The organism is Pseudonocardia nigra (assembly GCF_019396355.1).
Classification (GTDB): domain Bacteria; phylum Actinomycetota; class Actinomycetes; order Mycobacteriales; family Pseudonocardiaceae; genus Pseudonocardia; species Pseudonocardia nigra.
In genome coordinates, this window is sequence record NZ_JAHKRK010000057.1 from 18,961 (window position 1) to 37,309 (window position 18,349).

The following is an 18,349-nucleotide window of genomic DNA, read 5'->3' on the forward strand; positions in this document are numbered from 1 at the left end:
GTAACGGGTGACCATCGAGGTCTCCAACGAGTCCGGTGTCGGCGTCGACGAGACGCTGATCGCCTCGGTCGCGCGCTACGCCCTGAACGCGATGCACGTCAACCCGGCCGCCGAGCTGAGCATTCTCGCCGTCACCACCGACGTGATGAGCGAACTCCACGAGCGGTGGATGGACGAGCCCGGCCCCACCGACGTCATGTCCTTCCCCATGGACGAGCTCGCCGAGGAGTCCCGGCGGCCGGACGCCCCCGAGCTGGGCCCCGCGCTGCTCGGCGACATCGTGCTGTGCCCCGAGTTCGCGAAGGCGCAGGCCCGCACCGCGGGGCACCCGCTCGCCGACGAGCTGCACCTGCTCACCGTCCACGGCGTGCTGCACCTGCTCGGGTACGACCACGCGGAGCCCGAACAGGAGCGGGAGATGTTCGGGCTGCAGAACAAGCTCCTCGCCGACTGGCGCGCCGCTCGGGAACAGGCCGCGGCCCGGGAGGCGCAGCGGCGCAGCGACTCGGCCGTGCTCGGGACCGTCGGGCTCGAGGACGACACCCCGTCCCGATGAACGGCACCCTCCCGCTGATCGTCATCGCGGTACTGCTGGTCCCGCTCGCGGGACTCTTCGCGGCGGCCGACGCCGCACTGCTGACGGTCTCGCGGGCCCGGGTGGAGGCGTTGGTGCGGGCGGGCCGCCCGGGGTCGCGGGCACTGGCCGCCGTCGTGGCCGACCGGCCGCGGCACGTCAACCTGCTCCTGCTGCTGCGGCTGGCGGCCGAGACCGCCGCCACGGTGCTGCTCACCATCGCGCTGGTGCAGATCATCGAGCCGATGTGGGCGGGCGCGCTCGGTGCGGGAGCGATCATGCTCGTCGTGAGCTACGTGCTCATCGGCGTCGGCCCGCGCACTCTCGGCCGCCAGCACCCGTACCGGGTGGGCATGCTCGTCGCGGCGCCGGTCCGGGCGCTGGCCACGCTGCTGGGCCCGCTCACGAAGCTGCTCATCGTGGTCGGCAACGCGATCACGCCGGGGCACGGCTTCCGGCAGGGTCCGTTCTCGTCCGAGGTGGAGCTGCGCGAGCTCGTCGACATGGCGAGCACCAGCGGCGTCGTCGACGAGGTCGAGCGGCAGATGATCCACTCGGTGTTCGAGCTGGGCGACACGCTCGTGCGCGAGGTGATGGTGCCGCGCCCGGACGTGGTCTGGACCGAGAGCGACACCCCCGTCGACAAGGTGCTGCGGCTCGCGCTGAAGAGCGGCTACTCGCGAATCCCCGTGCTCGGCGAGAGCATCGACGACATCGTGGGCGTCGCGTACCTCAAGGACATCGTGCGTGCCCAGGCGGAGGCCGTGGACGGCACCCTGCCCGCGGTGCCGTCGGTGATGCGCCCGGCCGTGTTCGTGCCCGACAGCAAGCGCATCGACGAGCTGCTCAAGGAGATGCAGCGCACCCGCAACCACATGGCGATCGTCGTGGACGAGTACGGCGGCACCGCGGGTGTGGTGACGATCGAGGACATCCTCGAGGAGATCGTCGGGGAGATCACCGACGAGTACGACTCCGAGGAGGTGCCGGCGGTCCAGGAGCTGGACGGACGTAGGCTGCGGGTCGCGGCGCGGCTGCCGGTGGAGGACCTCGCCGAGCTGTTCCCCGGGGTCGACGGTACCGAGGCCGCGCTCGCCGAGGTGCTGGAGGCCGCCGACGTCGACACCGTGGGCGGGCTGCTCGCCCAGCAGCTCGGCCGGGTGCCGCTGCCGGGCGCCCGGGCCGAGGTCGCCGGGCTGCGCCTGCTCGCCGAGGGCGGCAAGGACGCCCGCGGCCGGGTCCGCATCACCTCGGTGCTGGTGGACCCCATCGAGCCCGCCGCCGAAAGCGCGGACGGGGAACAGGACGGGGAGCGCGCCGAGCGCGCCGACCGTCGGGAGGAGAGCGATGTCCGACCCGGGTGACCTGGATCCGGAAGACGCCAAGATCGTGACGTTGGCCCGCTCGGCCCGCGCCCGCACCGGCGCGGACGAGGGGGCCGCCGTTCGCGACACCGACGGCCGCACCTACGCGGCCGCGTCCGTCGCGCTGCCGTCGCTGCAGCTCACGGCGTTGCAGGCCGCCGTGGCCGCCGCCGTGTCCAGCGGGGCGCCCGGGCTCGAGGCCGCCGCCGTCGTCACCGACGCCGGGATGATCGACGCGGGCTCGCTCAACGCGGTCTACGACCTCGCCCCCGCCGCCCCCGTCCTTCGCGCCGACGCCTCGGGCGCCGTCGTTCAGATCCACACCTCGGAGACCGCCTCATGAGCACCCCCTCGTTCGACGTCGTCGTGGTCGGCGGCGGCATCGTCGGCCTCGCCACGGCACACGCCGTGGCGCGCACCGGCCGGTCCGTCGCCGTGGTCGAGCGCGAGCCGCAGCTCGCCCGCCACCAGACCGGCAACAACTCCAACGTCATCCACTCCGGGCTCTACTACGCGCCAGGCGGTTACAAGGCGCGCCTGGCGGTGGCCGGCTGCGCCGAGACGGTGGCGTTCTGCCGGGAGCACGACCTGCCGCACGAGGTCACCGGCAAGCTCGTCGTGGCCACCGAGCCCGAGGAGCTGCCGCGGATGGCGGAGCTCAAGCGTCGCGGCGATGCCAACGGCGTCGAGAACCGCCAGCTCGACCAGGACGGGATGCGCGAGTACGAGCCGCACGTGCGCGGCATCGCGGCGCTGTACGTGCCGTCCACCGGCATCACCGACTACCGCGCGATCGCGGAGAAGATCGGCGAGCTGGTCGCCAAGGAGGGCGGCGAGATCCACCTGGGCCGCGCGGTGTCGCGGATCGTGCGCCGCACGAACGACGTCGTGGTGCGCACCGAGACCGGTGACCTGCTGGGCAAGCAGGTCGTCGTCTGCGCCGGGCTGCGCTGCGACGAGGTCGCGGAGGCCGCGGGCGCCGACCCGGGCGTGCGGATCATCCCGTTCCGCGGCGAGTACTCCGGGTTCAGCGACCGGGCGGCCGGCCTGGTGAAGGGCCTCATCTACCCGGTGCCCGACCCGGCGTTCCCGTTCCTCGGGGTGCACGCCACCCGCGGCATCGACGGGCACGTGCACGCCGGCCCGAACGCGGTGCTCGCGCTCGCCCGTGAGGGCTACTCCTGGGGCACGGTCAAGCCCAAGGAGTTCCTCGAGACGATCACCTACCCGGGCATGCTCAAGGTCGCGAAGCAGCACTGGAAGTACGGCTTCGGCGAGATGCACCGGTCGCTGTCGAGGAAGGCGATGGTCAAGCAGATCCAGCGGATGCTGCCCGACGTTCGCGCCGAGGACCTCCACCCGGCCGGCGCGGGCGTGCGCGCGCAGGCCGTGAAGGCGGACGGCACGCTGGTGGACGACTTCCTGTTCGTCGACCAGGGCAGCGGGCCCGGTTCGGTGCTGCACGTGCTCAACGCCCCGTCGCCCGCGGCCACCGCCGCCCTGCCGATCGGCCGGGAGATCCTGGAGCGGCTGACCGGCGAGAAGCTCGCCCCGCTGACCGCGGCGTGAGCAGCTTCGCCTCCGTTCCGGAGGGCTTCCGCTCCGGGTTCGCGTGCTTCGTCGGCAGGCCGAACGCCGGCAAGTCGACGCTGACCAACGCACTGATCGGGTCGAAGATCGCGATCACGTCGAGCAGGCCGCAGACCACCCGGCACGCGATCCGCGGCATCCTGCACCGGCCCGACGCGCAGCTCGTCGTGGTCGACACCCCCGGCCTGCACAAGCCGCGCACGCTGCTGGGCAGCCGGCTCAACGACGTCGTCCGGGAGACCTGGGCCGAGGTCGACGTCATCGGCTTCTGCGTCCCGGCCGACCAGCCGGTGGGCCGCGGCGACGAGTTCATCGTCAACGAGCTGCGGTCGGTCGCGGGCCGCACCCCGGTGGTCGGGATCGTCACCAAGACCGACAAGGCGCAGCCCGAGCAGATCGCCGAGCGGCTCACCCAGCTCACCGGGCTGATGGACTTCGCCGAAGTGGTGCCCTGCTCGGCCGTGAACGGGTTCCAGGTCGACCTGCTCGCCGACCTGCTCGTCGCCCGGCTCCCGGAGGGCCCGCCGCTCTACCCGGACGGCGAGCTCACCGACGAGCCGGAGGAGACGCTCGTCGCGGAGCTGATCCGGGAGGCCGCGCTGGAGGGCGTGCGCGACGAGCTGCCGCACTCGATCGCCGTGGTGATCGAGGAGATGGTGCCGCGCGAAGGCCGCGACGACATGCTCGACGTGCACGCGCTCATCTACGTGGAGCGCTCGAGCCAGAAGGGCATCGTGATCGGCAAGGGCGGGGAGCGGCTGCGCCAGGTGGGCAGCGACTCGCGCCGGCAGATCGAGGCGCTGCTGGGCACGAAGGTGTTCCTCGACCTGCACGTGAAGATCGCGAAGGACTGGCAGCGCGACCCGAAGCAGCTGCGGAAGCTGGGGTTCTGACCCACGGTGCACACCGTGCCCCGACCGTGCACAGGTCGGGCCATGTGCACGGGCACCGGACGATGTGCACGGTCGCCGGGTCGGCCGGAAGTAGGCTGTCGTGGTGACCCTCTACCGCGACATCGGCGTGGTGCTGCGGGTGCAGAAGCTCGGCGAGGCCGACCGGATCGTCACGCTGCTCACCCGCCGCCGCGGCAAGGTGCGCGCGGTGGCCAAGGGGGTGCGCCGCACGCGGTCGCGGTGGGGCGCCCGGCTGGAGCCGTTCAACCACGTGGACGTCCAGTGCTACACCGGCCGTTCGCTCGACGTCATCACCCAGGCCCAGACCGTCGACGCGTTCGGCGCCGGGATCGTCGGCGACTACGGCCGCTACACGTCGGGCTGCGCGATCCTCGAGACGGCCGACCGGCTCGTCGCCGAGGAGGGTGAGCCGTCGCTGCGGGTGTACCTGCTGCTGGTGGGCGCGATCCGGGCGCTCGCCGACGGGGAGCGCGACCCGTCGCTCGTGCTCGACGCGTTCCTGCTCCGTGCGATGACGCACGCGGGTTGGGCGCCGGCGATCAGCGAGTGCGCCCGCTGCGCCGAGCCGGGCCCGCACCCGGCGTTCAACATCGCGGCCGGGGGAGCGGTGTGCCCGCGCTGCCGTCCGCCGGGATCGGTCATGCCCTCGCGGGAGACGTTCACGCTGCTCGACGCGCTGCTGCACGGGGACTGGGACACCGCCGACGCGGCCGCGGCGGCCACCCGCCGCGACACCAGCGGGCTGGTTGCCGCGCACCTGCAGTGGCACCTGGAGCGGCAACTGCGGTCGTTGCCGCTGGTGGAGCGGCGGTCGGTCACGCCTCCGGCGGGGTCAGGAACGCGCACCGCGGACTGGGCGCCCGCGCCAGCCGACGGTCGAGGGTGACGAGCGGCGCGTCGAGCATCTCGGCGAGGGCGACGTAGCTCGCGTCGTAATAGGTGACGGCGCCCCGCAGTTCCCAGGCCCGGGAAGCAGTCCGGCTGGAGGGCCACAACTCGACCTGCAACGAGCTGAGCGCCGCATGGGCACGATCGGCAGCGCTGGCACTGAGCTTGCCTGCCAGCTCTCGGCGCCGCAGGCTGTTGCCCGCCTCGTACGGCATCAGCCGAGGAGCCAGGAGCCGACAGCCACTGATCGTCTCGGCGACCCACTCGCCGGTACCCTGCCGATCAGCGAGTATCGCGACCACGGCTGCCGAATCGATGACAACCGCGCCATGGCTGCGGCTCACCGGCGATCGGCGTCCTTGTCGGCAAGGAGCTCATCGATCGTCAGGTCGCCTCCGTGGGCACGGGCCTGGGCTCGTACCTGGGCGATCCAGTCTTCAGGTTCGGGGTAGGCCGCCTTCGCCTCCAACTCGGCGAGCAGGTACTCCTGCAACGACCGGCCGCTGCGCGCAGCACGAGCAGCCAGCTCGTCGCGCACATGCTCGGGAACGTTCCGGATGGTGATCGCGGGCATGCATGCATTCTAGCTGCACTCCGGATCAGCCCGTGGGCGTTTCACGAACCCAGGTAGCGCTGGATCGCCAGCACCCGCCTGCTGTACCCCGCCGCCTCCGCGATGCCCAGCTTTCCGAAGATCGACGCCAGGTGCTTCTCCACCGCGCTCACCGACATCCGCAGCCGCTCGCCCGTGCCGGCGTTGGTGAGGCCCTCGGCCATCGCGTCGAGCACGTCGCGCTCCCGCGGGGTGAGCCGGGCGAGCGGGTCGGCGTGGGTGCCGCGGGCGAGCAGCTGCCGCACCACCTCCGAGTCGAACGCAGCGCCGCCCGCGCCCACCCGCTCCAGCGCGTCGAGGAACTCCCCGACCTGTGCCACCCGGTCCTTGAGCAGGTAGCCGACGCGGCCGCCGTCGTCACCGATGAGCTGGGCGGCGTGCCGGCGCTCCACGTACTGCGACAGCACGAGCACCCCCACCTGCGGCCAGCGGCGCCGGATCGCCAGCGCGGCGACGATGCCCTCGTCGCTGTGGCCGGGGGCATCCGCACGTCGGCCACCACGACGTCGGGCGCGTCCCGCTCGACGGCGCCGAGGAGCGCGCGGGCGTCGCCGACGGCGGCCACCACCTCGTGCCCCTCGTCGACGAGCAGCCGGACGAGGCCCTCCCGCAGCAGCGCGGAGTCCTCGGCGATCGTCACACGCACGGCAGCTCCGCCTCCACGACCGTCGGGCCGCCGGGTGGGCTGGTGACCGAGAACGTGCCGTCGGCGGCGGCGACGCGCCGGACGAGCCCGGACAGGCCGCCGCCCGCGGGATCGGCGCCGCCGTGGCCGTCGTCGCGGACGGTGGCTCGCAGCGTCCCGTCGATCACATCGATGTCGACCTCGACGCCCAGCGCGCCCGAGTGCTTGGCTGCGTTCGTCACCGCCTCGCACAGTGCTTACCCGCCCCGCCGGCTCCGCAAGCTCCGCCGGCTTCCATCCCCCGGAGACGAACCACGCCGCCGCCCGGACCGGGGCGGGCGGCTCGGCGGGCAGGTCGCAGCGGATGCGGACGGGCAGCGGCGCGCGTTCCGCGACGGACTCGAGTGCCGCGGCCAGCCCGCCGGTCTCCAGCGCGGCGGGGTAGACGCGCCACGAGACGTCGCGCAGCTCGCCCAGCGTGCGCTGGGCCTCCTCGTGCGCCTGCGCGACGAACTCCGCGGCGCGCTCCGGGTGCCGGCGGGCCCTGCCGAGCAGCATCCCCAGTGCGACGAGCCGCTGCTGCACGCCGTCGTGCAGGTCGCGCTCGATCCGGCGGCGTTCGTCGTCGACCGCGGCGACGATCGCGTCGCGGGACTCGGACAGCTCCTCGACGCGGTGGGCCAGCCGCTCCTCCCGCGACGGTGCCAGCAGCCAGTGCACGAGCGAACGCTCCCAGCGGGCGACGCCCACCGCGCCGGCCAGCGCGAGGTAGAGCAGGACCGCGCCGGGGACCGTGTAGTAGGCGATGAGCTGCCAGCCGACCACCACCGACGGGGGCTGCTCCATCAGCCACGGGGTGCCGGTGACCCACGACCACAGGAGCGTGACCGCGAAAAGCAGCCCGAGCCCGAGCAGGCCGAGCACGGCCCCGCCCAGCAGCCCGACCGGGATGCGGGCGGCCAGGTAGCGCACCGCCCGCGGACCGGACGGTTCTCCCTCCTCGGCCGTGCCGTCCAGCAGTCCCACCACCCGGCTGCGCTCCCAGCGCGTCAGCAGCAGCCCCGCGCCGTACGGCGCGGGCCGGGCCGCGGGCACGGCGAGCGCCACGACCGCCGGCACGTCCAGCACCGCGTGCACGGCGGCGGTGACCGCGCCGAGCACCAGCCCGGCGGCCGACCGCAGCACCCGAGTCCGCACGGCGCGACGCTACCGGTGGCGCTGTGGGCGGACGACGGGCAGCCGCTCCGTGGGGGGTTCGGCCTGCGGCCGTCCCCGGCGCGCGAGCCGCTGCCCGACGAAGCCGAGCACGGCCAGCACCAGCACGACGAGCACCGCCTTCGACGCGATTCCGGCGTACTGCTCGACGACGTGCCAGTTCTCCCCGAGCAGGTACCCGGCGAGGACGAAGGCGGTGTTCCAGATCAGGCTGCCGGCCGCGGTGAGGGCGGCGAAGAGCACAGGCCGCATTCGTTCGACGCCGGCCGGCACCGAGATGAGGCTCCGCACGATCGGCACCATCCGCCCGAGGAACACGGCCTTCGCGCCGTGGCGGGCGAACCAGGCCTCGGCGCGGTCGACGTCGCGCAGCTGCACCAGCGGCATCCGGTCGACGAGCGCGCGCAGCCGATCGCGGCCCAGCGCTGCGCCGATCCCGTACAGCACCAGCGCGCCGACCAGCGACCCGAGCGTCGTCCAGGCGATCGCCGCCACCACGCTCAGCTCGCCGCGTGCGGCCGCGAACCCGGCAAGTGGCAGGAACACCTCGCTGGGCAGGGGCGGGAAGAGGTTCTCCAGTGCGATGGCGAGCCCGATGCCCGGGGCGACCAGGGCCTCCATCAGGTCCACGACCCACCCGACGATCCCACTGTTCGTATCGATCATGTCCTCGACGCTAGGAACGCGCGGCGTCCCGCGGACTGGGGCGATCGCCGGAGCCACCCTGAGGTTTCCCGCACCCCCGCCCGTAGGGTGCGTTTCGTGTCTCGGTTCTCGCCCCCGCCGCCGCACCCGTCGGGTGCGCGGCCGCCCGCGATCCCGCCCGAGCTCGTGCCGCACCACGTCGCGCTCGTGATGGACGGCAACGGCCGGTGGGCCAACGCGCGCGGCCTGCCGCGGATCGAGGGCCACCGTCGCGGCGAGGCGTCGCTGATGGACGTCGCGCGCGGCGCGATCGACATCGGCGTCAAGTGGCTCTCGGCGTACGCGTTCTCCACCGAGAACTGGAAGCGCAGCCCCGACGAGGTGCGCTTCCTCATGGGCTTCAACCGCGACGTCATCCGCCGCCGGGTCGACGAGATGGACGCCATGGGCGTCCGCGTGCGGTGGGCCGGGCGGCGGCCGCGGCTGTGGCGCTCGGTGATCAAGGAACTGGAGATCGCCGAGGAGAAGACGAAGCACAACGACGTCCTCAACCTCACGATGTGCGTCAACTACGGCGGCCGCGCCGAGATCACCGACGCGGTGAAGCAGGTCGCGCGGCTCGTCGCCGACGGCCGGATCAAGCCCGACAAGATCGACGAGCGGACGATCGCGCGGTACCTCGACGAGCCCGACATGCCCGACGTCGACCTGTTCGTGCGGTCCTCCGGCGAGCAGCGCACGTCCAACTTCCTGCTGTGGCAGTCGGCCTACGCCGAGATGGTCTTCCTCGACACCCTCTTCCCCGACTTCGACCGCCGCCACCTGTGGCAGGCCGTCGAGATCTACGCCCGCCGCGACCGCCGGTTCGGCGGCGCCCTCGACGCCCCGGAGACCGCCTCATGAGCACCGCCATCGCCGAGATGCTCGGCGTCGCACGCACAGCGCTGGAGCGCTTCCACGACGTCACCGCCGACGAGGACGGTTCGCTCACGTTCGCCCACGGTGGCGTCGTCTGCGCACTGCAGGGCGTGGAGCTGGAGGAGGGGCTGCCCGTCCTCAACCTCACGTGCGTGGTGGCCTGGGACCTGCCCGCGGAGTCCGACGTGCCCACCCGCGTCGCCCTCGGCGCGGGCGAAGGGCTGTTCGGCACCCCGCGCGTGATCCGCGGGGAACGCGGCTGGGACGTGACGCTGCGCTACGCCTTCCCCGCCAGCGGACTGGAGGAGAAGGCGATGGGCACCCTCCTGATGCTCGTGGTGAGCAGCGCATCCAGCCTCCGGGCGGAGCTGACGGAGAGCTGATCGGGCTCAGCCGGCGGGCGGCACCACGTGGGTGCCGGGGCCCGGCTGGAAGACCGACTCGTGGCCGTCCTGCCAGCGCACGCGGTAGCGCGTCGTGTCGCCGTCGCCGATCACCTCGAGCACCTCGCCCTCACGGCGCGGGTGGTCGACGACCGTCCCCTCGACGACGATGTGGTCTCCTCGGCTCGCCTCCATGGGCGTGTCACCCCTCTCGCAGCTACGGATGCCCCAGGGGTACCCCGTTCGCGCCGTCACGACGAGCGCCCTGCGTCCTGTTCCCGCTGCCACCGCTCGATGAGCGCGGGCAGCTCGGCCTGCAGGTAGGCGTAGAAGCTGCGCATCTGCCGCAGCCGCACCGCGGCGGGCCCGTCGGGGTCGGTGACCGCGAGGCCGGCCTCGCCGATGTCGTCCAGCAGCGTGAACATCGCGTTCTGCTTGGTCATCAGCGTCGCCCAGGCGTCGGCGCGCAGCCGGTAGTGCGCCCGCCTGCTCCCCGGGACGGGGGTCGCCTCGATCATCGCGACGGTGCGCAGCACCGTGATCGCCGCCGAGATCGACCCGGCGCTGGCTCCGAGCTGGTCGCCCAGCTCGCCCGCGGTCACCGACTCCTGTTCGCTGAACAGGAACGCGGCCAGTACGCGCGCGACCATCCGCTGCATCCCGGCTTCGGTGAGGGCGAGTGCCAACCGCTCGGCCACCTCGTCCACCGGCCCGTGCTCCCTCACACCCCTCCTCGGTGCCGCTCCCGCATCGCAGCAAGGTGGCCATGCTGCCGTCCAGTGGCAGTAAAGCCACCTTGCTGACCTTTCGGGAGCCCAGCGTACCCGAGCTACTTCAGAGATTTCTGAAATCTGCTAGCGTCTCGCTCGTCGGTCCTCGGACCGTGGTGAGCCGGGAAGCCTGGTCGGCGCCGTTGTCCGCGCTGCGTCCAGGAAGGACCCGCATGACCGTCATCGAGGTCGACGACCTGACCTTCACCTATCCGAAGACCGCGGAGCCCGCGGTCAAGGGGATGGGATTCACCGTGGCCGAGGGCGAGGTCTTCGGCTTCCTCGGCCCGAGTGGCGCCGGCAAGTCCACCACCCAGAAGATCCTCATCGGGCTGCTCACCGGCCACGGCGGCCGCGTGGCGGTGTGGGGCAAGGACCCCGCGGACTGGGGGAGCGCCTACTACCAGCGCATCGGCGTGTCCTTCGAGCTGCCGAACCTGTACCACAAGCTCACCGCGCTGGAGAACCTCGAGTTCTTCGCCTCCCTCTACGCCGGGCCGACGGAGGACCCGCTGCGGCTGCTGGAGAGCATCGACCTCGCCGCGGCCGCGCACACCCGCGTGGCGAAGTTCTCCAAGGGCATGCAGATGCGGCTGGTGTTCGCCCGCGCGCTGCTGCACCACCCGGAGCTGCTGTTCCTCGACGAGCCCACCTCGGGGATGGACCCGGTGAACGCCCTCCGGGTCAAGGAGATCATCCGCGAGCTGCGGGCCCGGGGCTGCACCGTGTTCCTCACGACCCACGACATGGGCACCGCCGACGAGCTCTGCGACCGCGTCGCGTTCGTCGTCGACGGCCGGATCGCCGCGCTCGACACGCCCACCGAGCACAAGATCAGTCGCAGCAGGCGGGCCGTGACCGTCACCTACCGGTCCGGCGGCAGCCTGGAAACCAAGGACTTCCCGCTCGACGGGCTCGGCGACGACGAGACGTTCCGGGCGCTCGCTCGTGAGCACCACATCGAGGCGCTGCACAGCCAGGAAGCGAGCCTCGAGGACGTGTTCATCGACGTGACGGGGAGGTCGCTGGCAGGAGCGGCGTGCTCACCGCGGCGATCCGCATGGACTTCCGGCTGCAACGCCGCTACGGCTTCCTCTACGCCACGGCCTTCGTCATCCTGCTCTGGGTCGGCGTGCTCCAGCTGGTGCCCGACACCCTGCTCGGGACGGTCATGCCCCTGCTGATGGCCGACCTGGAGTTCTTCCTGTTCTTCATCGCCGGCGCGGTGTTCTTCGAGAAGGGCGAGCGCACCCTGTTCGCCCTGCTCACCACGCCGCTGCGGTTCCGCCACTACCTCACGTCCAAGCTGGTGACGATGGCGGCGCTCGCCGTGGCCACCTGCGCGGTCGTCGTGCTCGTCGACTATGGCACCGGCTTCGCCGTGCTCCCGCTGCTGGCCGGCGTGGTGTCCATGGCGCTGCTCATGGTGCTGGCGGGGTTCATCACCGCGCCGTTGTTCCCGTCGATCAGCGAATGGCTGCTGCCGTCCGCGCTCGTGCTCCTCGTCGCGAACGCACCACTGCTGGACTACTCGGGGCTCCACCCGCACCCGCTGTTCCTGCTGGTGCCGACCGAGGGCTCGATCCTGTTGCTGGGCGCCGCCTTCCACCAGGTCTCGCTCACCGGCTGGCAGCTCGCCTACGCGATCGGCTACCCGGTCCTGTGGATCGGCCTGCTGTGCCTGCTGGCGCGGCGGGTGTTCCACCGCCACGTCGTCGCCAAGGAGGGCGGACAGTGATCAGCACCCTGGCCGCGTTCGGCCGCAACGACCTGCGCACCGTCCGTCGCGACACGATGCTCGTCGTCGTGCTGCTCGGCCCGTTCCTGTACGCGGTGGCCCTGTGGTTCGTCCCGTCGCTCACCGAGTTCGTGGCGCAGCGCTGGGCGTTCGACCTCACTCCGTACCACTCGCTGATCGTCAGCGCGTTCTGTGTGGTGGGCCCGCCGCTGCTGCTCGGCGCGATGCTGGCCCTCCAGCTCCTCGACGACAAGGACCAGCACACGCTCACCGCCCTGCGGGTCACGCCGGCGCCGCCTGCGGCGTACCCGACCTACCGCGCCGCGGTGACGATCGTGCTGACCACAGGATCGGTGATCGCCTCGCTCGCGCTGACCGGGCTGGTGCCCGGTCGGACGCTCGCCATGAGCGTTCCGGTCGCCGTCGTCGCCGGGCTGCTCGCGCCGGTGCTCGGCCTGGTCATGGCGGCCCCGGCCCGGAACAAGATCGAGGGCCTCGCCGTGATGCGGGTGCTCGGCCTGGCCGTGTTCACGCTCCCGCTGATCCCGTTCTTCCTGCTCGACTCCCCGTGGCAGCTCGCGTTCGGGATCCTGCCGCCGTACTGGCCGGCGCGCGCGTTCTGGTCGGCGATGGACGGCGGCACCTTCTGGCCCTATGTCCTCGGCGGGCTCGTGTACAACGCCGCGCTCGTGCTGGTGCTCCTGCGCGTGGTCACGCGGCGGCTGCGCTGAACGGGCGCGCCGTCCGCGGTGAAACGCCGCCGGAGCGAGAAGGCCTGCGGTGAGGGGCCGTGCTCGCGCAGGTACCGCAGCCGGCGCAGCGCCTCCTCGACAGAGGGTCGCTCACCTGCCGGCAGCCACCACAGCGCTGTGGAGGGCTGCGGGGTGGGGGCGAACCAGCTGCTCCGCCGCTTGAGGACCCCGGCGTGCGCTGTGCGGTAGGTGAACGCGTGCAGGGCGTCGTAGCCCTGCCAGACCGAGAGGTTGAGGAACACCGGGCCGCCGGCGTCGGGCTGCACGGTGACGCCGTGGCCGTCGCCCGACCCGAGCCGCCACACGAACCCGGGGCTGGTGGCGGCGAGCCGGTCGATCGGCGCGACCGCCGCGGCGAACCCCCGCATCGCCGGCGCCTCCAGGGGCGCCCGGAGCCGGGCGACGTTGACCTGGGCGAGGTGGTGCACCGTCGCCAGGGTAATTCGGCCGGCCCGGGTAACCGGGAGCCATGAACTGGATCTGGGACATCCGTTCCCGCGACGGAGCGATGAACGGCCTCGAGTTCGCCCGCTGCCTGACGGCGGGCGGCTTCGACCGGGTGCTGGTCCACGCCGCGCCCGCCCACGCATCGGTGGAGATCCGCACCGACGACGGCGGGGTGGTGGCCCGCGGCGACGTCGACCGGACGGGGGAGTACTCGCCGATGACGCTCCTCGCCCACGAGGGCGGCACGTTCCGTCGCTCGGAGATCTGGCCGACCGACGAGCTCTACGGGCTCCCCGTGCTGCTGCCCGGTGGCGAGGTCGGCGTGCTCACGCACTGGGCGCATGCCGAGGACCGCACCTGGTGGCGTTGGTCGGTCGAGTTCTCCAACCACACCGGTCGCCCCGCGGACTGGGCGCCCGCGGGGCAGCCGGTGCAGCGCTAGCGCCGACCTGTGCGCGGCGTCGGGGCGCGTCGTGCGAACCGCGGCGCGTGCTCGGGGCGGAGGCCGACGCCGATCAGGTACGCGGGCACGGCCGACACCGCGGGAACCCGCCTCAAGAGCGCCATCAGGGGCTTCGGCGGGCCCTCCCGCCGACCCTCGAGGATCGGGTGGACGAGCCCGCGGTGCAGGATCCGCTGCAGCGTCTGCACGGCGATCGTCGGCAGGAGCCTGCGGGTGCGGACCTTCGCCAGCGCGGCAGGCGTCACGGTGCCCCGGCGGAGCGGCTCGGCGAGGAGGGTGGCCGTGGCGACGGCGTCCTGCACGGCGAGGTTGATGCCGACCCCACCGATCGGCGACATCGCGTGGGCCGCGTCGCCGATGCACAGCAGGCCGTCGACGTGCCAGCGATCCAGCCGGTTCAGCCGGATGTCGAGGTGCTTGACGTCGTCCATCGACGCCAGCTCGTCGACCCGGTCGGCGAGCCACGGGACGGCCTCGGCGACGTCCCGGCGGAAGCTCTCCACGCCCCGCTCGCGCAGCCGCGAGTCGCTGCCCTTCGCGGCGAGGTAGGCGAGCTGGAGGAAGTCCTCGCGGGGGATGACGATCACGACGCGTCGGTTGCCCGCGACGGGGGTCAGCGCGGCCGGCTGGCCACCGGGCCTCCGGGGCAGCCGGAACCACCAGGCGTCGATCGGCACCGGCAGCTCCTTGGGCCGGAGGTCGGCCTGCCGGCGCGCGATCGACCAGCGTCCGTCGCACGCCACCGTCAGGTCGGCGCGCAGCTCGTGGGACGCGCCGTCCTCGGTGCGGTAGCGCACCCCCTGCACCCGCCCGGCCTCGCGGATCAGCTCGGTCGCCTCCGCGTGCATCCGCAGGGTGAACGTCGGCTCCTCCGCAGCGGCGTCGGCGAGCAGGGTGAGGAGGTCCCACTGCGGCACCATCGCGACGTACGGGTGCGCCACCTTCAGCCGGCGCAGGTCGCCGACGACGACGCTGCGCTCGTTCTCGAGCGGGAAGGCGATCTCGTGCAGCTTGCTGTGGGGGAGCTCGGCGAACCGGCCGCCGAGGCCGAGCTCGTCGAGTAGTTGGAGCGTGGAGGGGTGAACGGTGTCCCCGCGGAAGTCGCGCAGGAAGTCGCCGTGCTTCTCCAGGACGGTCACCTCGACGCCCGCCCGGGCGAGCAACAGCCCGAGAACCATCCCCGCTGGGCCGCCACCGATGACGGCGCAGGTCGTGCGCTCGGTCATCTCCACCACCCTCTTTCATCAGTTGTTGAATAAGGAGGACGGTACTCCTGGCACCGCGGGGTGTCGAGGGCCGCGACGGGGTGATGCCGGAGACGCAGCGGGCGAATCTGCGTCGGATCTCGCGCAAGCCGCGCGGCGGCGCGGCTCCACCTCGGGCCCGCCCCGTGCCGGTGATCACGGGCGGAGGGTCGTGGTCGGCCGCCGGTGAGCGACCTTCTCGCCGTGATCGCGGTGGCTCGGTATGCGGCCGGGTGGGAGCGGGCATGTGTTCTGCGCGCCCGGAGGCGGTGATCACGGCCGGAGGGTCGTGGGTGGCCCGGTGAGGCGGCCGCCTTCTGCCCGTGATCGCGGAGGGCTGTCGGCGGCCACGACGAGGGTGGGCGTGATCGGCGGGTGCGATCGGTGGGGCGAAGGGGGTCGGCCCGGGACCAGCGCGGTGATCACGGCCGGAGGGTCGTGGGTGGCTGCGCGCCGGCCGCCGTCTGGCCGTGATCGCGCCGGGCGGCGATCCGTAGGGCCGGCGATCACGGGCGGAAGGTCGTGGGCGCCGACCGGTCGGCGGCCCTCAGCCCGTGATCGCGGTAGGTCGGCCCCCGCCCCCTGCCACCTGATCGTCCCCGGCGCACCGATGCGCCCGTGGGCAGCGGTCAGCGGGCGGAGCTGCACTCCCGGCACAGCCCGAAGATCTCCGCCGTGTGGCTGAGCTCGGAGAACCCGTGCGCCTCGGCCACCCGCTGCGCCCAGCTCTCGACGGCGGGGCCCTCGATCTCCACCGTGCGTCCGCAACGGCGGCACACGAGGTGGTGGTGGTGTTCCACCGTGGTGCAGCGCCGGTAGACGGCCTCGCCGGTGCCGGTGCGCAGGACGTCGACCTCGCCGCCGTCGGCGAGCGTCTGCAGGGTGCGGTAGACGGTGGTGAGGCCGATGCCCTCGCCGGTGCGCCGCAGCTCCTCGTGGATCTCCTGTGCGGAGCGGAAGTCGTCGAGCCGGTCGAGCAGTGCCGACACCGCCGCGCGCTGGCGGGTGGCGCGCAACGCCCGCGAACCCGTGCTGGTCACCGACCCTCCTCCACGTGTGCGACGGCGTCGACCACGATATGGGCGAGGTGGTCGTCGACGAGCGAGTACACCACCTCGCGGCCTCGCCGTTCCCCGTGCACGACGCCCGCCGACTTGAGCACCCGCAGGTGCTGGCTGATCAACGGCTGGGTGACGTCGAGCGCGTCGACCAGGTCGTGCACACACCGGTCGGACTCCAGCAGCTGCAGGACGATGGCGATCCGCACGGGCGCGGCCAGCGCGCGCAGCAGATCGCCGGCCGCGGCGAGGGTGCGCGGCGTACGGACGGGCGCCGGGGCGGCGCTGCCGTGCACCGCCGTGTGGTCCCCCGGGTCGACGGTGTCCTCGAACGCGGCATCGTCCGCGCTCGCCGCTCCCGTTCCCGCGACGATCGACATCGGCGTCCCCATCCCCGGGAGCGGCGGCCGCGCCCCCCGGTGGTCCTGCACTCCTGGCGGCCGCGTCCCCATCGTAGGCGTGCGGTGGAATGCTGGAGTCCGTGCTGCTCGTCTGCCGGTTCGCGGCCGCCCCCGACCTCCTGCCCCGCGCCCGCCGCGCGCTCGAACTGCTCACCGCCGCGGACGGCTGCGTCGGCGGTGAGCTGGGCCGCGCGGTCGACGAACCGGACCGCTGGGTGTTGGTGGTCCGGTTCGTCTCGGTGGACGCCTACCGGCGGGCGCTGTCGCCGTTCCCGGTGCGCGAGCACGTGGTGCCGCTGCTGTCGGAGGCGCTCGCCGACGAGCCCGCGACCTTCGAGACCCTCGTGGCGGCGGAGGGCGGCACCGCCGCCGACCGCCCGAGCCTGCTCGCCGAGAGCTGATCAGCCGCGCAGATCGGTCTGCAGCGGCGCGGGGAAGCGCACGGAGAACCGGACGTCGCCCAGCAGCTTCTCCAACTCGTGGGCGAGCCGGTCGACATCGGCGCCCTGCTCGGCGCCGATGTCCTCGAGCAGCCGGACGGCGATCGTGCCGTCGCGGCGCTGCACCCAGCCCCCGACGATCCGGCCGTCGACCCACACCGTGGGCCCGCCGTTGCCGTTGCGGTCGAACAGGGTGGGCACGTGCGCGGGGTCGAGGTACCAGTCGCGCTGCTTCCACCCCATCGTCGACGGGTCGAGCCCGGGTAGCAGCGCCACGGACGGCTCGGCGGGCGAGCCCGGGTCGACGTCGTCGGGGAGCACGTAGCCGGTGGCGTCGTCGAGGTCGACCTCGACCGCGCCGACATCGGCGAGCGCGCGGGTGGTGACCGCGACCGTCCAGCCCATCCACCACTGCAGGTCGGTGCGCGTGGCCGGGCCGAACGCGCGCAGCCAGCGCTCCGTGAGCCCCGCCGCCGCCGCGCGCTGCTCCATCGCGGGGAAGCCGTCCGGCAGCCAGGTGTCGGTGGCGGCCCACCGGTACTGGCCGTTGATCCACGTGCCGGTGGGCCGGGCCCGCAGGACCCGCCCCTCGAAGCCGAGCACGAGCAGCACCCGGCTGTGGGCGGCCTGGACGGCGGCGTTGCGCCCGGTGCCGAGCGTCAGCGGCACCGCGAGGTGGGGCACGCGCTGTCCGAGCTCGCGGGCGCTGAGCGGACCCGCCTCGGCAAGCGTCGCGAGGATCTCGGCCGACGCGGCGGCCACCCAGGCCGCGGGATCGTCGCGGACCTCGCTGCCCGCCACGGCCTCGAGCAGCATCCGGCGCTGCACCTTCAGTAGTCCGACCGTGGCCGAGTGATGCGCCATCCGGGCCGCCTCGTGCCCGAACACCCACAGCGTGCGGCGCATCGCGTGGTGGCGCACCAGCGACCGCGTGCCGTAGAGCGCCTCCTCGACGGCGGCGAGCGACGGCGTGCCCATCCGGGCCGCTGCCGAGAGGTACACGCTCACCGGGTCGGTGGAGTGCAGCGCGACGAGGTCATCGGTGATGGCGACGACGTCGTCGGTGCGCCCGGCCGGGGTGAGGCGGTGGCGGACGGCGAGACGGGCCCGGCGTTCGGCGGCGTGGATGCGACGGCGGGTGGGCATGCGGTGAGGCTGCCAGAGGCCACCGACAAGGCGGCGCGCCGAGCGGTCGGGGCGACTCGCGTGTCCGAAGTGGGCGACTTGCCTGTCTGAAACGGGCGACTCGCGTGTCCGAAACGGGCGACTCGCCTGTCCGAAACGGGCGACTCGCGGGTCCGCGAGTC

General features: G+C 73.1%; 25 protein-coding genes. 13 read left to right on the forward strand and 12 right to left on the reverse strand.

Going from position 1 to position 18,349, the window contains the following annotated elements:
• The first annotated feature begins 7 nt into the window (after positions 1-7).
• The 6 genes from ybeY to recO all read left to right on the forward strand — a co-directional run bounded on the left by ybeY (position 8) and on the right by recO (position 5,328).
• Positions 8-556 (forward strand): rRNA maturation RNase YbeY, encoded by a 549-nt coding sequence (gene ybeY / locus KME75_RS16560; protein ID WP_219415723.1) that lies wholly within the window; start codon positions 8-10, stop codon positions 554-556.
• Complete coding sequence (locus KME75_RS16565) at positions 553-1,938, forward strand: hemolysin family protein (RefSeq protein WP_219415724.1); 1,386 nt, start codon at positions 553-555, stop codon at positions 1,936-1,938. The genes ybeY and KME75_RS16565 overlap by 4 nt, the downstream gene beginning before the upstream one ends.
• Positions 1,922-2,281 carry a cytidine deaminase-like protein gene (locus tag KME75_RS16570; RefSeq protein WP_219415725.1) on the forward strand — a complete coding sequence of 120 codons (360 nt, stop codon included), beginning with the start codon at positions 1,922-1,924 and terminating at the stop codon, positions 2,279-2,281. Before KME75_RS16565 ends, KME75_RS16570 begins: the two co-directional genes overlap by 17 nt.
• The gene (gene lhgD, locus KME75_RS16575; RefSeq protein ID WP_219415726.1) at positions 2,278-3,507 is read left to right on the forward strand and encodes an L-2-hydroxyglutarate dehydrogenase; all 1,230 of its coding nucleotides are present in this window, start codon (positions 2,278-2,280) and stop codon (positions 3,505-3,507) included. The genes KME75_RS16570 and lhgD overlap by 4 nt, the downstream gene beginning before the upstream one ends.
• Entirely contained in the window at positions 3,504-4,421 is a 918-nt protein-coding gene (gene era / locus KME75_RS16580; protein WP_219415727.1) for a GTPase Era, read from the forward strand. The genes lhgD and era overlap by 4 nt, the downstream gene beginning before the upstream one ends.
• 103 nt (positions 4,422-4,524) lie before the next feature.
• Positions 4,525-5,328 carry a DNA repair protein RecO gene (gene recO, locus KME75_RS16585; RefSeq protein ID WP_219415728.1) on the forward strand — a complete coding sequence of 268 codons (804 nt, stop codon included), beginning with the start codon at positions 4,525-4,527 and terminating at the stop codon, positions 5,326-5,328.
• On the opposite strand, the gene KME75_RS16590 is transcribed toward recO, so the two are convergent.
• The 5 genes from KME75_RS16590 to KME75_RS16610 are packed head-to-tail and all read right to left on the reverse strand — an operon-like array spanning position 5,258 to position 8,449.
• Positions 5,258-5,674 (reverse strand): type II toxin-antitoxin system VapC family toxin, encoded by a 417-nt coding sequence (locus KME75_RS16590; RefSeq protein WP_219415729.1) that lies wholly within the window; start codon positions 5,672-5,674, stop codon positions 5,258-5,260. The genes recO and KME75_RS16590 overlap by 71 nt on opposite strands.
• Positions 5,671-5,904, reverse strand: a complete 234-nt coding sequence (locus KME75_RS16595; RefSeq protein WP_219415730.1) for a FitA-like ribbon-helix-helix domain-containing protein — start codon at positions 5,902-5,904, stop codon at positions 5,671-5,673. Before KME75_RS16595 ends, KME75_RS16590 begins: the two co-directional genes overlap by 4 nt.
• Before the next feature lie 41 nt (positions 5,905-5,945).
• Positions 5,946-6,119 (reverse strand): LuxR C-terminal-related transcriptional regulator, encoded by a 174-nt coding sequence (locus KME75_RS47590; RefSeq protein WP_504739513.1) that lies wholly within the window; start codon positions 6,117-6,119, stop codon positions 5,946-5,948.
• Positions 6,053-7,765 (reverse strand): helix-turn-helix transcriptional regulator, encoded by a 1,713-nt coding sequence (locus KME75_RS47595; RefSeq protein ID WP_504739514.1) that lies wholly within the window; start codon positions 7,763-7,765, stop codon positions 6,053-6,055. The genes KME75_RS47590 and KME75_RS47595 overlap by 67 nt, the downstream gene beginning before the upstream one ends.
• A gap of 9 nt (positions 7,766-7,774) precedes the next feature.
• A complete protein-coding gene (locus KME75_RS16610) occupies positions 7,775-8,449 on the reverse strand; it encodes a DedA family protein (protein ID WP_219415731.1) in 675 nt (224 codons plus the stop codon).
• Positions 8,450-8,545: 96 nt separating this feature from the next.
• On the opposite strand from KME75_RS16610, the gene KME75_RS16615 reads away from it, so the two are divergent.
• Both KME75_RS16615 and KME75_RS16620 read left to right on the forward strand, forming a co-directional pair.
• Entirely contained in the window at positions 8,546-9,331 is a 786-nt protein-coding gene (locus tag KME75_RS16615; protein WP_308282833.1) for an isoprenyl transferase, read from the forward strand.
• Entirely contained in the window at positions 9,328-9,729 is a 402-nt protein-coding gene (locus KME75_RS16620) for a hypothetical protein (protein WP_219415733.1), read from the forward strand. Before KME75_RS16615 ends, KME75_RS16620 begins: the two co-directional genes overlap by 4 nt.
• Positions 9,730-9,735: 6 nt before the next feature.
• On the opposite strand, the gene KME75_RS16625 is transcribed toward KME75_RS16620, so the two are convergent.
• Positions 9,736-9,924 (reverse strand): DUF1918 domain-containing protein, encoded by a 189-nt coding sequence (locus KME75_RS16625; RefSeq protein WP_219415734.1) that lies wholly within the window; start codon positions 9,922-9,924, stop codon positions 9,736-9,738.
• A gap of 56 nt (positions 9,925-9,980) precedes the next feature.
• The gene (locus KME75_RS16630; RefSeq protein ID WP_308282834.1) at positions 9,981-10,454 is read right to left on the reverse strand and encodes a GbsR/MarR family transcriptional regulator; all 474 of its coding nucleotides are present in this window, start codon (positions 10,452-10,454) and stop codon (positions 9,981-9,983) included.
• A gap of 218 nt (positions 10,455-10,672) precedes the next feature.
• Here KME75_RS16630 and KME75_RS16635 point away from each other — a divergent pair, with 218 nt between their 5' ends.
• From KME75_RS16635 to KME75_RS16645, 3 genes are read left to right on the forward strand one after another with little or no spacing between them, the layout of a single operon-like run.
• Positions 10,673-11,683, forward strand: coding sequence for an ABC transporter ATP-binding protein (locus tag KME75_RS16635; RefSeq protein WP_219415735.1), 1,011 nt, complete (start codon positions 10,673-10,675; stop codon positions 11,681-11,683).
• Positions 11,572-12,237: a fluoroquinolone export ABC transporter permease subunit gene (locus KME75_RS16640; protein WP_443690181.1), complete on the forward strand. Its 666-nt coding sequence runs from the start codon at positions 11,572-11,574 to the stop codon at positions 12,235-12,237. The genes KME75_RS16635 and KME75_RS16640 overlap by 112 nt, the downstream gene beginning before the upstream one ends.
• On the forward strand, positions 12,234-12,968 hold the full coding sequence (locus KME75_RS16645; RefSeq protein WP_219415737.1) for an Rv2686c family ABC transporter permease subunit: 735 nt from the start codon (positions 12,234-12,236) through the stop codon (positions 12,966-12,968). The genes KME75_RS16640 and KME75_RS16645 overlap by 4 nt, the downstream gene beginning before the upstream one ends.
• Here KME75_RS16645 and KME75_RS16650 read toward each other — a convergent pair.
• Complete coding sequence (locus tag KME75_RS16650) at positions 12,890-13,417, reverse strand: DUF3291 domain-containing protein (RefSeq protein WP_219415738.1); 528 nt, start codon at positions 13,415-13,417, stop codon at positions 12,890-12,892. The genes KME75_RS16645 and KME75_RS16650 overlap by 79 nt on opposite strands.
• Positions 13,418-13,458: 41 nt before the next feature.
• On the opposite strand from KME75_RS16650, the gene KME75_RS16655 reads away from it, so the two are divergent.
• Positions 13,459-13,878 (forward strand): DUF7712 family protein, encoded by a 420-nt coding sequence (locus KME75_RS16655; protein ID WP_219415739.1) that lies wholly within the window; start codon positions 13,459-13,461, stop codon positions 13,876-13,878.
• Here the strand turns inward: KME75_RS16655 and KME75_RS16660 are convergent.
• The 3 genes from KME75_RS16660 to KME75_RS16670 form a co-directional block, all read right to left on the reverse strand.
• On the reverse strand, positions 13,875-15,125 hold the full coding sequence (locus KME75_RS16660) for an FAD-dependent oxidoreductase (protein WP_219415740.1): 1,251 nt from the start codon (positions 15,123-15,125) through the stop codon (positions 13,875-13,877). The genes KME75_RS16655 and KME75_RS16660 overlap by 4 nt on opposite strands.
• 647 nt (positions 15,126-15,772) lie before the next feature.
• Positions 15,773-16,183 carry a Fur family transcriptional regulator gene (locus KME75_RS16665; protein ID WP_308282835.1) on the reverse strand — a complete coding sequence of 137 codons (411 nt, stop codon included), beginning with the start codon at positions 16,181-16,183 and terminating at the stop codon, positions 15,773-15,775.
• Positions 16,180-16,581: an ArsR/SmtB family transcription factor gene (locus KME75_RS16670; protein WP_219415741.1), complete on the reverse strand. Its 402-nt coding sequence runs from the start codon at positions 16,579-16,581 to the stop codon at positions 16,180-16,182. The genes KME75_RS16665 and KME75_RS16670 overlap by 4 nt, the downstream gene beginning before the upstream one ends.
• An 89-nt stretch (positions 16,582-16,670) precedes the next feature.
• Here KME75_RS16670 and KME75_RS16675 point away from each other — a divergent pair, with 89 nt between their 5' ends.
• Complete coding sequence (locus KME75_RS16675) at positions 16,671-17,003, forward strand: antibiotic biosynthesis monooxygenase family protein (protein ID WP_219415742.1); 333 nt, start codon at positions 16,671-16,673, stop codon at positions 17,001-17,003.
• On the opposite strand, the gene KME75_RS16680 is transcribed toward KME75_RS16675, so the two are convergent.
• Positions 17,004-18,188, reverse strand: coding sequence for a winged helix DNA-binding domain-containing protein (locus KME75_RS16680; RefSeq protein WP_219415743.1), 1,185 nt, complete (start codon positions 18,186-18,188; stop codon positions 17,004-17,006).
• Between the last annotated feature and the right edge of the window lie 161 nt (positions 18,189-18,349).

Coding starts and splice junctions, on each gene's coding strand:
- KME75_RS16565 (WP_219415724.1), top strand. CDS start 553: ATGAACGGCACCCTCCCGCTGATCGTCATCGCGGTACTGCTGGTCCCG.
- KME75_RS16570 (WP_219415725.1), top strand. CDS start 1,922: ATGTCCGACCCGGGTGACCTGGATCCGGAAGACGCCAAGATCGTGACG.
- lhgD (WP_219415726.1), top strand. CDS start 2,278: ATGAGCACCCCCTCGTTCGACGTCGTCGTGGTCGGCGGCGGCATCGTC.
- KME75_RS16595 (WP_219415730.1), bottom strand. CDS start 5,904: ATGCCCGCGATCACCATCCGGAACGTTCCCGAGCATGTGCGCGACGAG.
- KME75_RS16610 (WP_219415731.1), bottom strand. CDS start 8,449: ATGATCGATACGAACAGTGGGATCGTCGGGTGGGTCGTGGACCTGATG.
- KME75_RS16620 (WP_219415733.1), top strand. CDS start 9,328: ATGAGCACCGCCATCGCCGAGATGCTCGGCGTCGCACGCACAGCGCTG.
- KME75_RS16625 (WP_219415734.1), bottom strand. CDS start 9,924: ATGGAGGCGAGCCGAGGAGACCACATCGTCGTCGAGGGGACGGTCGTC.
- KME75_RS16635 (WP_219415735.1), top strand. CDS start 10,673: ATGACCGTCATCGAGGTCGACGACCTGACCTTCACCTATCCGAAGACC.
- KME75_RS16655 (WP_219415739.1), top strand. CDS start 13,459: ATGAACTGGATCTGGGACATCCGTTCCCGCGACGGAGCGATGAACGGC.
- KME75_RS16660 (WP_219415740.1), bottom strand. CDS start 15,125: ATGACCGAGCGCACGACCTGCGCCGTCATCGGTGGCGGCCCAGCGGGG.
- KME75_RS16670 (WP_219415741.1), bottom strand. CDS start 16,581: ATGTCGATCGTCGCGGGAACGGGAGCGGCGAGCGCGGACGATGCCGCG.
- KME75_RS16675 (WP_219415742.1), top strand. CDS start 16,671: ATGCTGGAGTCCGTGCTGCTCGTCTGCCGGTTCGCGGCCGCCCCCGAC.
- KME75_RS16680 (WP_219415743.1), bottom strand. CDS start 18,188: ATGCCCACCCGCCGTCGCATCCACGCCGCCGAACGCCGGGCCCGTCTC.